3 protein-coding genes are annotated in these 16224 nt (G+C 48.5%); all 3 read right to left on the bottom strand.

All coding sequences use genetic code 11. The features are described 5' to 3' along the window. Positions 1–8 precede the first annotated feature (8 nt). Positions 9–968: a CdaR family protein gene (locus tag Hs20B_RS05970; RefSeq protein ID WP_172356577.1), complete on the bottom strand. Its 960-nt coding sequence runs from the start codon at positions 966–968 to the stop codon at positions 9–11. After that, positions 958–1869, bottom strand: a complete 912-nt coding sequence (gene cdaA, locus Hs20B_RS05965) for a diadenylate cyclase CdaA (RefSeq protein WP_172356575.1) — start codon at positions 1867–1869, stop codon at positions 958–960. The genes Hs20B_RS05970 and cdaA overlap by 11 nt, the downstream gene beginning before the upstream one ends. Before the next feature lie 105 nt (positions 1870–1974). Further along, complete coding sequence (locus tag Hs20B_RS05960) at positions 1975–16188, bottom strand: MucBP domain-containing protein (RefSeq protein ID WP_172356573.1); 14214 nt, start codon at positions 16186–16188, stop codon at positions 1975–1977. Positions 16189–16224 lie beyond the last annotated feature (36 nt).

The following is a 16224-nucleotide window of genomic DNA, read 5'->3' as shown; positions in this document are numbered from 1 at the left end:
CCTATTGTTTATTTTTTGACTGGCGTGACTGTCACTTCGATCAAGCTTGGTGATGTTGTGACATTGTTTGCCGAGAGTGGTACTTTAACCGTTGTTTCCTTAGTGATGTTGGTCACATCAATGTTAGCTGTGATACTTGAAATTTTAGAAATATATTTTTGCTCACCTGCGATATTTGCCGTTTTTTGTCCCAATGTAAAGGTGAAATCTTTGATTGATTTATCTTTTTGACCTGTGATTTTGCCGACGATTGGCACATTTTTATTTGGCAGGTCAACGTCGACTTTCATATTAACAGATGTGGGTGATATTTTAGCAGCAAGTACTTTGCCATCTTTATCTACCGCTTGCAGATAAACCTTGCCTGAGTAGTCATTGTCTAAGATAACGTCACTTGGCAAGATTGCCTGAACTTTGTCAATTTGTGTGATGATCGAAGCACCTGAGATGACTTTTGCACTTGGCTCATCAATGGTCACATTTTTAATCTTGTAGCCGTCTGGTAATTGCTTGTTTGACACAACAGGCTTGATATCATAGCGTTTGACTGCTTTTTTCTCGACGGTAACTGAGATATTCCCAGGATCCACCTGAGCATTGACACCTGCTGCGAGTTCAACGACCTTGACTGGTACTTCAACAGTTCCTTCCTTGACCTTGCTCAGATCAGCAACTAGGTGAAAACTGCGCGTATCCGGTGATTTTTCAGCGTTAAGTCTGACTAGATTGTAGGACGTCAGATAAACATTGGCACTGGCATCAAAGCCTGAGACAAAGTAGGCGTCCTTGTTGTATTTTAGCTCGATTGGCACGTCGTAAAGCGTTGTCGACTGTGTCTGTGCGCTCTCAGCGTTATTGCTCGACGTTTTGAGCTGCGTTGCATTGGCATTAAAAAACAGGACAATGGCAAAGAAGATACTGACTAGAATATAGACAAATTTTGATGAAAAGAAATCTTTATTTTTCATTTGATCCGCCTTTCTTGACCTGCTTATTATTATGTGATGTCTTGATTTTTTTTAGGAATTTATCACGGCGGTTTGGTGCTGCGGATTCGGAGAGATTTTTTATTAGAAAATCATGGAACTCACTTTTTGATAGATCAGGCATAAACTCACCATTATGGGTGATTGAAATCGCGCCTGTTTCTTCTGACACGATCAAGGTAATCGCGTCAGAAACCTCTGACACACCAATCGCGGCACGATGCCGCGTCCCAAATTCTTTGGAGATTTTACCATTTTCCGTAAGGGGGAGATAGGCTGATGTGACGACGATTTTGTCATTTTGTATGATAACGGCACCGTCATGAAGTGGGGTGTTGGGGATGAAGATATTAATCAAAAGCTCAGCGGTGATATCAGCGTCCAGCCGAATCCCAGTCGAGATGTACTCTTCCAGGGTCTGCGACTGCTCAATGACGATGAGTGCGCCGATTTTTCGCTCACTCATGTAGTCAAATGACTTCTCGTAAGCCTTGATATGACTAGATTTGCGCTGAGTATTATCACCATTCATGCCAAAACTAAAAACATTTGTCGTGCGCCCGAGACTCTCAAGTCCACGGCGAATTTCCGGCTGAAAGATGATAACAGCTGCAATAACGCCGTAAGTAATCACTTGGTTGAGTAGCCACTCAAACGTACCTAGCCCGAGCCAGCCACTAATCACCTTGAGCAGGATAAAAAGCAAAACGCCTCTCACCAAGGTCATGAGTTTGGTGCCCTGAACGCTGCGCAGGGCTTTATAAATCAGGAAAGTAATCAGGCCAATATCCACAAGCGCAATGAAAAGACGCCAAGGCGTGAGATTGATCTGAATTATTTCCTGCCAATATTGCAAATTAAAAATCTGATTGAAATCATTCATGTTCCTATTTTAACATTTTTTAGCGTTTTTAGCAGTCAAAACATCAAAACACCCCCTCGCTATTCGCGAAGGGGTGTCATGTCATACATTTGCTATTACATCGTCTTATCTTTTAGACTTTTTAGCTTTACGGTGGCGCTTTTGTTCAAGCAATGACCATACTGACAGAATACCGAATCCTGAGAAGAGACCGACTTTACTAGTGCTCTCACCGTTTTTAGGCAATGGCGTCTGATCTTCTTGAGGTACTGGTGCTGCAGTTACTACTTTTGCAACTAGCGGTGTTGACTGAGCCACTGGTTCAATAGCAGAATTAGTCTCCTTTTCTTGAGGTGATTTTGGTGCCTGAGGTGCTGGCGTTGGAATAGGTGCCGGGTCAGCTAACGCTAGTTCTGCTGCTTTTACAGCACTGTTAAGTGCTGACTGAGCTGTTTCGATGGCTGTTTTCGTGCTGTCGGGATCCGTCAGAACAGCTTGCAGAGCTTGTTCGGCTTGCGTGACTGCACTATTGTCACCGACATTGGCGGGCACGTTGGTCAAATCAGTTTGCGCTGATGTTTTTGCATCGGCTAAAGCTATTTTAGCGGTGCTGACTGCGTTGTCTAGTGCTGACTGAGCAGTTTCAATGTCTGTTTTCGTGCTGTCGGGATTGTTCAGAATATCTTGCAAAACTTGTTCAGCTTGCGTGACGGCGCTATTGTCTCTGACATTGACTGGTACATTGGTCAAATCAGTTTGCGCAGCTGTTTTCGCATCGGCTAGCGCGGTTTGAGCGGCGCTGACAGCGTTATCTAGTGCTGACTGAGCTGTTTCGATGGCCGTTTTCGTGCTGTCTGGATTGTTCAGAACGGCTTGCAGAGCTTGTTCAGCTTGTGTGACTGCACTGTCATCACTGACATTGGCTGGTACGTTGGTCAAATCAGTTTGAGCTGTCATTTTTGCGTCGGTTAGCGCTGACTCGGCTTGTGTGACAGCGTTGTCTAGTGCTGACTGAGCAGTTTCAATGGCTGTTTTCGTGCTGTCTGGATCTGTGATTTCATCTTCCAAACTTGCCTCTGCTGCTGCGACTTGGGTATTATCGCTAACATTTTCTGGTACGCTATCCAGGGCAGTTTGCGCTGACTCTCTTGTATCAGAAAGGGCTTTTTCTGCGGCTTCAACAGCAGATGTCAGCTCGTCAGATGCCGTTTCAATAGCTGTTACATCAGCATTTGGATCTGCCAGTGTCTCTTGCAATGCTTGATCACTTTCAATCACTGTTTGATCGTCAGAGATATTTTGCGTGACTTCTGCCGCATAGATGACTGTGAACACTTGATTGACCGCATCATCAGTATCAAAAACGTCATTCGCAGCTAAAGCTGCTGCTAGATTACTGTACCATTTGCCGTCAGGCGCTGATACCACATAGGTATAGCCCGCTCTTTTGAGCGTCGCATCTGTCACGCCTAGTGTGGTGATCTGGCTAGTAGAATCCCCCGTCACAGCCGTGTAGCTCGTTGTGCCAGCTGGGTCATTTACAGCCTTGACCTGCGCTGTCTGCGTGTTCGGCGTGTAAGTGATAACAAAGGTTTGCGCGGCCTTGTCAAGACTGGTCGGCGTCGTAACCACCGCTCTCAGGAACATAGCAAGCCTGCTTACCTGAGCAATCGGATTATCCGTATTGTCAAAGTTTAGAACTGCGGCCAATGCTTCAGCAAGTGTTGCATAGACTTTACCATTTGACGCACGCACTGTGTAGCTATAACCCGCACGCACAAGGTCGGCATCTGTCAATTCAACCGAGCTGCTAAGTGGCCGATCGGTCGCACCGTTATAAATCGCTGGGTCTGTGTTTAATGGATCTGCAACATACTCAAAGATGACCTGTTGCGGATCTGCCTGATACACCAAAATGACGTTTTGAACGTTGTTATCGTTGCTATCAAAGGCATCTACGATCTGACACTGCCCGACCATCAAGGTATAGCCTTGGATATATGGCGCATAGTCTTGATAGTTAAAGTCCTCAGCCGTCACCCCCGTAACCGTCTGACTCGTTTGTATAGTCGTTGTATTGCCATCCGCATCTGTGGTAACAAAGCTGATGACAATCTTTTGCGCATCGGCCTTGTAGACAAGCGTCACAGTCTGTGGCGACGTGTCCGTATCACCAGTGTAGGCGGTGGCATCATAGGTCGTGGTCGACATTCTACCGTCGCTTACCAGTGTGTAGCCTGCAATCACAGCGTTGGCATTTGTCGGTGTATAGTCGATCGTACTGTTTGCTTGCCCTGTCAATGTGACAGAACTTGCAATGACGTTGCCATTTTGATCAACGAAGTTGACGATAACCGTCTGTTTGAGATTAGCTAGACGATCTTGTGCTTGCGTGACCGCACTGTCTAGTGCTGACTGAGCAGTTTGAATATCTGTTTTCGTGCTGTCTGGATTGTTCAGAATATCTTGCAAAGCTTGTTCAGCTTGTGTGACTGCACTCTCATCACTGACATTGACTGGCACGCTGTTCAAATCAGTTTGCGCTGATGTTTTTGCACTGGCTAATGCGGTTTGAGCGGTGCTGACTGCGTTGTCTAGTGCTGTCTGAGCAGTTTCAATGTCTGTTTTCGTGCTGTCTGGATTGTTCAGAATATCTTGCAAAGCTTGTTCAGCTTGTGTGACTGCACTCTCATCACTGACATTGACTGGCACGCTGTTCAAATCAGCTTGTGCTGATGTTTTCTCATCGGATAATGCGGTTTGAGCGGCGCTGACTGCATTGTCTAGTGCTGACTGCGCGTTGTCAATGTCTGTTTTCGTGCTGTCTGGATTGTTCAGAACAGCTTGCAAAGCTTGTTCGGCTTGCGTGACTGCACTATTGTCACCGACATTGGCGGGCACGTTGGTCAAATCGGTTTGCGCTGACGTTTTTGCATCGGCTAGCGCGGTTTGAGCGGTGCTGACTGCGTTGTCTAATGCTGTCTGAGCGGTTTCAACATCTGTTTTCGTGCTGTCGGGATTTGTCAGAACATCTTGTAAAGCTTGTTCGGCTTGTGTGACTGCACTGTCGTCACTGACGTTGGCGGGTACGCTGGTCAAGTCTGTTTGCGCTGATGTTTTTGCATCGGCTAGCGCGGTTTGAGCGGTGCTGACTGCGTTGTCTAGTGCTGTCTGAGCGTTGTCAATGTCTGTTTTCGTACTGTTTGGATTGGTCAGAACATTTTGCAGAGCTTGTTCGGCTTGTGTGACAACACTATCATCACTGACATTGACTGGCACACTATTCAAATCAGTTTGCGCTGTCGTTTTTGCATCAGATAATGCGGTTTGAGCGGTGCTGACTGCGGTGTCCAAAGCTGTTTGGGCATTTTGCACCTCTGCGAGTGTGCTAGTCTGATCAGCTAAAACTTTGCTCAAGGCTGACTTAGCTGCCGTTACTGCACTATCATCACTGACATTTTCAGGAACATTGTCCAAGTCTGTTTGTGCTGATGTTTTTGCGTCTGCTAAAGCGTTGTTAGCTGCTGCGACTGCATTGTTTAACGCAGTCACGGCGGCGTTGATTTGTGCTGTGGTGGCCGTATTACCTGCTGCGGCGCTTACGGCTGCATCTAACGCTGCTTTGGCGGCGGAAACTGCGCTATCTACCGCGATACTTGGTGTGATCGCATTTTCAGCCGTAGTCGCACTGCTATTTGCTGTGTTCCGTGGACCTGTTGCATCGCTGACTGCTTGGGCCAATGCTGCTGTCGCACTTTCGATTGTGGCAGCGCTCGACGTGCTGTCACTGATTGCAGCATCTAGCGCTTGTTGCGCGGCAATTACGCTAGGTTCAGCTGCGTATGGTGCTGTCACAATTTGCCCAGCGGCGCTCACGGCATCGGCTCGTTGTGCTGTCGCAACGGCATCTTGCAAGGCTTGTGCAGCTTGGTTAATGGCGTCGCTCGTAGCACTCGCATGATTCGGATTCGTTGGATCTGCTGCTGCCGCAACCAGATCATCTAGGGTATTTTGCGCTGCAGCAACGGCTGGATCTGTTGCAATCGCTGACGTTATAGCACTGTCTGCTGCGCTAGCATTGGCATTTGCCGTATCACGCGTGGTATTTGCTGTATCAACAGCATTTTGCAGTGCTGTTGTCGCTTGCGTAATGGCATCTGCCGTCGCGCTATCATCGGCTAATAACGTGTTCAAGGCATTTTGCGCGGTAATAACAGCACTTTCATTGTCAACGGGTGATGTGACAACGGCTTCAGCAGTCGCGACCGCATCGCTTTTGGCGTTTGTTGCGGTGGTGATTGCATTCGTAAGTGCTGTTGTGGCATCTATCACGTCCTGCGTCGTGCCTGTATTGCCATTTGCTGCGGCAACGGCGGCATCTAGCGCATTTTGTGCGGCAACAACCGCTGGAATAGCTGAGACGTCATCTGTGATGCTGTTTTCAGCAGATGTTGCTGCGGCTAGTGCTGCGGTCCTTGGCGCTTGAGCAGCGTTCACCGCGTCTTCTAGTGCCTGCGTAGCTGTCGTAATCGCTGCTGCCGTCGCATCTGGATCTGCAAGTAGCGTATCAAGCGCATTTTGTGCACTTTCGACGTCTGCTTCCATGGCGTACGGGCTTGTGACAACGGCATTTGCATCATCAACCGCATCATCTTTTGCAGTATTGGCATTTGCCACGGCTGTTTTGAGCGCTGCAGTTGCTGCGGCAATGGCTGCTGTCGTCGCACTGGCGTGATCAGGATTACTTGGATCCGCTGCTGCGGTAACAAGATTTTGCAGCGTTGTGACAAGACTCGCCACGGTGGTTGCAATATCTGGTGTCACGCTGGCAAGTGCTGTGCTTGCATCTGTATTTGCCGCATCACGCGCCGTTTCAGCTGCCGAAATTGCCTGACTGAGCGCTGTCAGCGCTGCTGCCTGATCTGTTTCATTCGTGGCTGCTGTGTAGGTCGCTAAGGCCGTTTGAACTGCTGTTTCATTGTCCACGTCGCCCTCACTTGGTACCGTGAGCGCTGTATAGTGGTTGACCACAGCGGTGCTACCGTCACCGTTAATGGTTGTGGCACCTGTGGTGTTTGTCAGCGTGTAGCCTGAGATAAAGGTCGCATCATTGACAATGGCTGTATCTGTTGTGCCCGTCAGATCGAGCGTTGCCTTTAAGTCTGTTGACGTTGCATCATCTAAGTATTCGACTGTGTATGGCGTGTCAGTATTTGCCGTGTAAGTCACTGTAAACACCTGTGGCGATGGGTCTGTCCCATTTGTCACATCAGAGTCATCGTAGCTCGGATTGGCAGCAAGCGCCGCACTCAAACTCTCATAAACTTCATTATCTGGGCCTGTCACTGTGTAAGTATAGCCTGCACGCGCCAAGTCCGTGTCAGTCGTCTCAAATGCGATATTTGAATCCGATGGACCATTTTCCGTTTCAACGGTTGCGCTGTTTGTGGTCACGGGATCATTTGTCGTAATGATCTGTGCCACTTGCATCTGTGCGGTATAAACTACCGTAAAGACTTGGTTAGTTGCGTCATCCGTGTCAAATGTCGGATTGGCTGCAAGTGCGGCAGCAAGTGTCGCATAACTTGTCGCACCGTCTGGGCCTGTCACTGTGTAGGTATAGCCCGCGCGTGCTAAGTCTGTGTCAGTCACACCGAGTGATGTGATGTCACTGTCAGAGGCACCTGTCACAGCCGTATAGGTTTTATCGCCTGACGGATCGTTTGTCGTTGTCACAACTGCTGACTGCGTATCCGCCGTATAAGTCACGGTAATGACCTGTGCAGCAGCGTCTGTGTCAGTTGTGGTAACAACGTCACGAAGTCGTGGATTGCTTAACTGCATTGACTGAGTTTGTGCGATTGGATTATCTGTATTGTCACATGTTTTGATGCCACTGAGCGCGGCCGCAAGCGTCGCATAGACTTTGCCGTCAGAACCCATAATCGTATAACTATAGCCCGCTCGCGCAAGATCAGCGTCCGTCAAGGTCACAACTTCTGTGATGGCTTGATCTGTCACACCATTATAGGTTTGAGAGGCTGTATTTTCCGGATCAGAGACATAGTTTAAAATGACTTGTTGCGGGTCAGCCTGATAGACCAATGTCACAGTCTGATCTGTCGCATCATCTGTATCAAAACTTGACACCGTCGTACTTGCTGCAGGCATGAGCGTGTAGCCAGAAATTGCCTGCGCGTATGTCGTATAGTCAAAACTGCCATTTGATACGCCAGTTACGGCTTGACTTGGCTGCAAGGTCGCATTGCTACCAGACACGACATAGTTGATATTGATGGTCTGCTGGTCAGCCGTGTAGATCAAGACAACATTTTGTGGTGCTGTGTCTGTCGTGGTGTAGGCCGTTGCGTCATAGTTCGTCGTCGTCTGTCTGCCGTCAGAACTCAGTGTATAACCTGCAAACACTGTCGTCAGACTGGTATAGTCGATCACAGCATTTGAGTTACCAGTTAGCGTTATCGTATCAGCAAGGGTCTGACCATTGCTGTCCACAAAACTGACGTTGACTGTCTGAATCAATGCCGTATAAATATAAGTCACACTAGAGCTGCCTGACGCATCAACCAACATGTCACTGTCAGACGTCGTGCCCTTGCCAAAGTAAGTATAGCCAGCAATCGCAAAGTTATCCTCAGCAATCACAACACCTGTCGCATAACTGTCACCTGTACTGTCATTTTTTGTCGACTGAACTGGCGCTGCGATGGTATTGCCATCCTGATCCAGATAGTAATAAGTCACTGTCCCAGGATTTGCCGTGTAGACGTAGATGACCGTGTTTGTACCAGCCGTAAAGACAGGACTTGCGACATTTGTTGAGCTTGCTGCCGTATAGCTGTACCCCGCGATCGTAACCGCACCACTCGTTGTGATACTGCCATCTGTATAGCCCTGACTACTTGTCAGAGTACCGCTCGGTGCAAGTGGCGAGATGTCATTGCCATTACTATCTTGGTAGGCAATGGTGGCTGTTTGGGCCACAGGGATATAGTAAAATGTATAGCTAGGCGTTATAAGCGTACCGTCAGCATTGACCGTCCAAGTGACCGTATAGCTTGTGGCACCTGAAATGGTATAGCCTGCGGGTGCTGTCACAGCATTTTGCGTGCTGCCTGATTGATTGGTCACACCGTTAAGTGTTGTTGCCGTGGTGACATTGCCTGTTTTACCTTGGCCACTGACCTGCTGATAGACGTAGTTTATGGTGATAGTCTGTGCATTTGCCGTGTAGACATAGGTCACAAGGTCGGTACCCGCTGTAAATGTCGTTGGACCTGAAACACTCGTATAAGTATAGCCTGCAATCGCAACTGTACCACTCGTTGTAATCGTATCATCCGTCACACCACTCGCACTCAGCAAGGTACCTGATGGTAGGTAAGCACTCAGATCGTTACCATCGCTATCCTGGTAGCTGATCGTTGCTGTGTCTGCGTTTGGCGTGTAGTAGAAATAATAGTCTGTGACATTCAGATTGCCGTCACTGTTGATAGCCCAAGAAATCGTTTGTGTCCCTGTCACAAGTGTGTAGCCTGCGGGTGCCGTGACGCCGGATTCTGTTGTTGTTTCTGTAGCATTTGACGTTGCAGAAACGGTAATCGCCGTTGCGACATCTGTCCCATCTTTACTGCCACCTTGATAAATATAGTGAACTGTCACAGTCTGCGTGTTTGCCGTGTAGTAGTAGATGATCGTGTCTGGATTTGCAGGCGTGCCTGTGCCAGAGTAGAGATAGTTTCCGCCACTGTCTTCCGACAAGCTAGTCGAAACGTCATTAAATGTATAGCCCGGAATCGTGACCGCACCACTCGTTTCAATCACTGTCCCAGTGTCACCAACAGGACCTGTGATAATCGGTTTTTCACCCGTCGCGACAAGTCCTGAGATGTCATTGTTATTCTCATCTAGGTACTTGATCGCAGCTGTATTGGTTTCTGGTGCATAGTAGAAATAGTAATCCGTTTTCGTGAGTGTGCCGTCTGCGTTGATCGTCCAGTTCACCGTTTGCGTCTGACTGCCGACAAGAACAAATCCAGTCGGTGCTGCGATCGCATTTGCCGTACCAGCTGTTGCGTTCGTCGTGCTGGTCAAAGTAGTAGGCGCTGAAACGTCGCTACCATTTGGATAAGTGGTATTGTCTGCACTCGTTTGATAAACGTAGTGAATCGTCGCAGTCTGAGCATTTGCCGTGTAGATATAGATGATCGTGTTTGTGCCATCAGCATAGGTGCTAGGCCCCGTCACACTGGTGTAGGTATAGCCTGCAATCGTAACTACACCACTTGTTGTAATGGTATCATCTGTATAACCATTTGCGCTTAAAATCGTATTCGCCGGTAACAGACTGCTGAGATTATTGCCATTACTATCTTGGTAGATAATGGTCGCACTTTGTGCATTTGCCGTATAAATGAAGGTATAGTCTGACGTGACCAAAGTTCCGTCAGCATTGACTGCCCAGCTGACAGACTGAGTCTGGCTACCTTGTAAGGTATAGCCTGCGGGTGCTGCGACTGCTGTGATCGTTGTAGCTGCGTCATTCGTCTGACCAGTAACTGTGGTATCTGCTGAGACCGCACCAGTTACTGTGCCTGATCCATTTTCCATGACATAGTGCACCGTTACACTTTGCGCATTTGCTGCGTAAATATACGTCAGCACGTCATTTGCCCCACTGTAAACCGTGGCACCTGACACAGACTGATAGGTATAGCCTGCGATTGTAATAGCACCTGGCGTTGCAATCGTGCCGTCTGTATAGCCTTGCGGCGTGAGATTTGTGCCGGCAGGCAGATAACTTGCTAAGCTATTGCCAGCAGCATCTTGGTAGATAATCGTTGCTGTATCAGCATTTGGTGCATAGTAGAAGGTATAGCTCGTCGTCACAAGATTACCGTCAGAACCCACTGTCCAATTGACTACTTGGGTGTTACTGACCTGTACAGTATAGCCTGCTGGTGCTGTAACAGCTGTTGTCACTTGACTTGGATCATTTGTCTGACCGGTCAGCGTGATTGCTGTCGCAACGTTTCCTGTTTTGCCTTGAGCGTTAATCTGTTTATAAACGTAGTTGACCGTGACTGTCTGTGCATTTGCCGTATAGCTGACTGTAAATAGCTGTGGACTTGCATCCGTCAGAGATGTGCCGTTATTGGTCGCATCAAACGTGTTATTTGCCGCAAGCGCTGCTGCAAGTGTCGCATAAGCTGTGGTATCGCCTGTCACACTGACAGTATAGCTATAACCTGCACGTGCAAGTGTGCTATCTGTTGTCCCGTCAAATGTGATGGCGCCACCTGTCACACCTGCCGTACTTGCAACTGTCTGTGCACCGTTTGGATCTGTGCTATCTGTGACAATCGTCGCTGTCTGTGCACTTGCCTTATAAGTGATGGTAAATGTCTGAACTGACGCGTCTGTCGTGCTACCTGCTGGATTGTCCGTGTTATCAAAGACCTCACCAGACAGGGCAGCCGCAAGCGTGGCATAAGACATGCCGTCAGGACCTGTCACTGTATAGGTATAGCCCGCGCGTGCAAGGCCGCTGTCTGTTGTTGTGAAGGTCAGATTTCCTGCTGTTGTGCCGTTGACAGTCTCGAGCGTTGTATTGCCGTTTGAGTCGACTAAGACTGCTTGCTGGAAGTCTGCCGTGTAGGTCACTGTGTAGACTTGCGGTACAAGGTCACCTTCACCAACATTGTCAAGCGCAGCTGTACCGTTATTGTTTGATGTCGCATCATAAGTGCCTGAGATGGCAGTCACCGTGGCACCCGTCGGATCCGTGATCACATAGGTATAGCCTGGACGCGCAAGGCCACTTGTATCATAACTATACGTATCGCCTGTTCTGCCGTCAATGTAGACTGTCGCCGTATTTTGCGGGTCGCTCATAAACTTGACTTGCACACTTTGTGCATCAGCTGCCAAGTAAACGATGTAGGTCGTGTCTGAGATCTGATAAGTCAGACGTTTCGCCATCGTGGCACCGTTTAGATTGTCATTGTCCCCAGTGACAGCACTCGTTGCAGTCAACCGATCAAAAGTATAGCCTGCTGGCATGGTCACGCTTGACGGATCATAACTCAGAACTGTGCCAATGGTCCCTGTATTGACAGACGCCGAAAGACCTGGACCCGCGGTCTGTGTGAACGTGATATTCCCCGCCGCATCAATGGTTTCAAGGTAATATTCAATCGTAATCGTCGATGTATCTGGCGCATAAGTCACGCTATAAGTCGTGTCTGTCCCGTCAGAAACGAAAGACGTAGGCAGCGTGTCTGACGTATAGCTGTTGCCGTTGTTGTCCGTGACCGTCCAAGTGTAGCCAAGGACGTCAGGCACGTCAACCGTATAGTCATCACCGTAAGCCTCAGCAAGTTGTACCGAGCTTGACAAAGTAGGCGCGGTGAAGGCTGTGGTGTCTGTGCTAGTTGAACTTGCGACATTTGTTGTCGTGTCACTTGCATAGCCGTAGTTGATCAGAACGCCTGATATGCGCGGTGCATAGGAAATGGTAAAGGTCTGCACCTGCCCATCTGTTTCGCTCGTGCCGTTTGTCGTGGCGTCATACGTAAAGGTAAACTGGTTCCCTGTGATGTTATATGTCGCGCCACTGCTGTCTGTGACGGTTGCCACATACCCGTTGACTGCGGGCACATTGACCACCTGGAGCCCTGCCGTATAGCCGCTATAGGTCGCTGTGCTATCAGACGTGCTTGCGTCCGTATAAGTCGTTGTGACCAGCGCCGTTTGGGCATCTGCTGTGTATTGATAGACTTCTGACGCCACAAAGTTTGGATTATCATCCGTGCCAATGTTGGTAGTCTGTGCAAATGTCCAAGTGCTTTTAGGAAGAGCACCGTTGTTTGAGTTGCCATCACCATCATTGTCCCAGAAGGCATTGACCACATGATAACCTGCGCTCAAAAAGTTTACTGAAAGCAGACTTGCTGTGATGTCTGTCGTTGTCTCACCAAAGGCATCAAAATTGTATCCTGACCCTTCGCTTTGACTGAGCAGTTGCTGTGGACTTGAGATTGGATTGCCACTGCTGTCAACTTGCTGGATATAGTAATAAACCGTTGCTTGTAGTGACTGGTAAGTCACGTTAAAAGTGATATCTGTCGCTGCAAACTTTCCAGCTGGAATCGTTGTCATAGCGACAAAACCATTGCCATCGTTCAAGTCGACATAGCTGACATAGCCTGTCACCTGTCCCACAGCGATCGCGTCATAACTGCCGTCTGTGACATAGCCAACGCCGCTACTGTTTTGCGTGATGGTCACGTCTGACGGATAATCAACAGCAGGACTCGTCGTATCTGCTGGATAGTCAACGGTGATCTGACGCGGATTTGCCGTATAGGTCACACTGACCGACTGCGGGGTCGAGTCAACGCTCGACGTGCCGTTTGATGTCGTGTCAGTCGCAAGAGCTGGGATAGACGTGCCAGCTGTTGTCACACCGCCGACTGTATAATAGCTGGTATAGCCTGTGATTTGCGGTATACTTACTGCTGCAAAATCCACAGTCGTGATGGAATTTTGCGTTTTTTGTGCGGTCGTCAGGCTGCTTGACAGGTCATGACCACTCGGAAATGTATAGCTGATATTTAAAGTTTGCACGTCAGCGGTAATTTCTGCCGTATATTGCTGATTTGTACTATCATCATTGTCATATGTCCCGGTAAACGTTGAATTATACGACGGATTGACAAAATGATAGCCAGCCGGCAATGATGACGTCACGTTCAAAGAATAAGTGCCACCGGTCACGCCTGTTTGTGTCACCATTGCTGGTGGAGCAATGGTACCGTTGTCAACGACGAATACAACCTGAACCGTTTGCGGATCAGCTTGATAAACAATTGTCATCGTATTCGTGCCTGTCAGATCAGACACCACTGTGACGTCGTTCGCGCTTTTAATCGTGTATCCGGTAATCGTCGGTGCCGTATAGGAATAGCTGTCCGTCGCATAATTGGGCGAGACATTGGTGATTCCCAGCGTGTCGCCGGCATTTGCGACAATAGTTGTTGCTGTTTTTATAACATTGCCGTTTTGATCGACATAGTTGACTGTGGTCGTACCAGTTGCTAGGGTCAGCTCAAAATCCGTGATCGTGACACCCATTTGTGAATACATAGACCCATCAGCCGCGCCAAGCCCCACTGACATGACAGTCGTAGGTAGCGTGAAAGTCTGCGTGTAGGTAGAGCCGCTAAACGTCACGGTCAATGTCCCTGTGCCGTCACCATTGTAGGCGTAACTTGCGACAGCTGGGGTGTTGATCTGTGGATTAGTTGAGCTCGTCCAAGTCGCTGTTGTAGTTCCAACAGTTGCTGTGACATCAGTTCCTTGCGTGCCGCCAGGCCAGTTTTGAATCGAAGTAATCGCTTGTTGTTGATCGGTTGTTTGATTGGCAGCGACTAGATTACCGCTTGCGTCAGTATGTCTGAAACCAACAACTTGGTTACCGTTCGACCCATTGCTTCCGCCTAAAAGGCCAGTTGAGCCACCCGTAGGATTCACACCTAACGATGAGTCACCATTAGTTGCGCCGTTATTCCAGAAGTCAATCCCCCATGAGTAGGTGTTGGCAAGTCCTTGGATACCCAATCCGCCACCCGTTGCGCCAGTTGAGAGTTGACTAGGCAAAACAGGCGATAAAATCAAGCCAACGAAATCACCTGCGCCTTGTGCGGCCTGCGCTGATAAAACACCACCAGTGCCACCCGTATTCAGCTTCGTTAAGTCAATATCGAACTTCAAAGTCCAGTTATTCGTCATATCGATTTGCTGGTTAAAGGCGATTGACCCACTTTGACTCGTGCTGGTTCCTGGTGTCAATGTCGTAAATGTCGCACTTTGCCCACCATATGAGCCTGTCGCATTAGACGCCGAACCTGATGTCGTAAAGTTTGCTGTAACTTGCGTTTGACCAACCGTGAGCGAGTGGTTGCCATTTTCAGCATCAGTCACCGTGTCAATCGTACTTGCAACCGCCGGATCGACGATATTACGAAAAGCGCTGGTCAACCCTTGTGCGCTGATAGCGGTCAATGCGGTATTGTAATCTGTGCTGTTTGCGGCATTGATGATCAAGTCGCCGTAGCTTGACAGACTTGCCGTCGTGTTAGCTGGCAGAATAAGTTTTTGATAGGCCTCCTGAGCTGCTGTAACCTTTTCAGTGACAAAGCCGATATTGTCCTCAAGCAGCATCTTCTCTGCCAAGGCGATTTCTTGTGCCATGTCAGAGAGGATTTGATCGGTCAGACTGACAAAGTTGTTGGCCTGGGCTGTCGTCAGACTACCGGATTTTAAGGTCGCGATATTTTGCTTGATGGCAGAGAGTTCTTGTGTCTGATGGACTTGGAGCGCTAAGATTGCCGCGTTTCTGACGATGCTATCTCCGTCGTCTGCGTCTGCAACCGCATTGGACTGGTCCAAAATCTCGTCGATGCTATCCTTGTAATCTTGCGCTGCGCCCTGCGTTTGTGCTGCCCACTCGGTTGTGTAGATTGATACTATTTCTGGCGTTGGTGTTTCGACTATTTTTTGTGTTTCTGGTAATGGTGCTGATGTCGTGGCTGGTGCTGTTTGTTTTGCGAGAGAATCCTGTTGCGCTGTGACTTCTGACGTGTCTGATATTTGACTGTTTTCAGCTGGATTTGTTGCGATGGTATCGTCAGAAAGCGTTTCAACTTTCGACTTCTCAAAATCGACCGTGATAAGCTCGTCAGAAGTCGCTGTACTAGCTGCAATCTGGCTGACTGCTTGACCATTGACCGTCATAACGTAGCCAGCCCGTGCATACTTGCTCAAGTCAACTGTGGCAAACGCTGTTCCCTCGTCAGCTGTTTGACTTAGTGTCTGGTTGCTACCATCAGGCATCATCAGCTGAATCGTCTGCGTAAACGCCAATAAGACCGCGGGCAGTTCTGCCGCAGTCGGAGTGTCAGTCATTTGTGTTTGTTCATGTGTTACTACTGCCTGCTCTTTTTCAGGAACGGTATCTGATGGCGGCATTATTTCAGGCGGGGTAACTGGTGCTATTTGGCTATCTGACGTGTTTTGTGTTGGTGTATTTGTTTCGTCAGATTTATCCGCCTGATTTGTCTCATAATGCGGCATTGGCACAACTTTTTCAATCTCATCCGCTCGAACAAAATCACGCGCCAAAACCATCGGCCCGCCCGCTAACGCCGCAATCACTGAACTCGCATAGACCCAATTTTTCCCACTTTTCCAAGTCCGAAAATGCGTCCGTCTGCGTTCAAGTCTTGCCCTTTTCAATAATTGATATTGTCTGTTTTTCATCCCTTTACCTCTATTTTCAACTAATTTGTTTATTAT

It is taken from the genome of Pseudolactococcus insecticola, assembly GCF_011170065.1.
GTDB classification, from domain to species: domain Bacteria; phylum Bacillota; class Bacilli; order Lactobacillales; family Streptococcaceae; genus Pseudolactococcus; species Pseudolactococcus insecticola.
Note: the sequence above shows the minus strand (reverse complement) of the source record. Positions and strands in the feature narration are given on the sequence as shown.

Coding starts and splice junctions, on each gene's coding strand:
- cdaA (WP_172356575.1), bottom strand. CDS start 1,869: ATGAATGATTTCAATCAGATTTTTAATTTGCAATATTGGCAGGAAATA.
- Hs20B_RS05970 (WP_172356577.1), bottom strand. CDS start 968: ATGAAAAATAAAGATTTCTTTTCATCAAAATTTGTCTATATTCTAGTC.
- Hs20B_RS05960 (WP_172356573.1), bottom strand. CDS start 16,188: ATGAAAAACAGACAATATCAATTATTGAAAAGGGCAAGACTTGAACGC.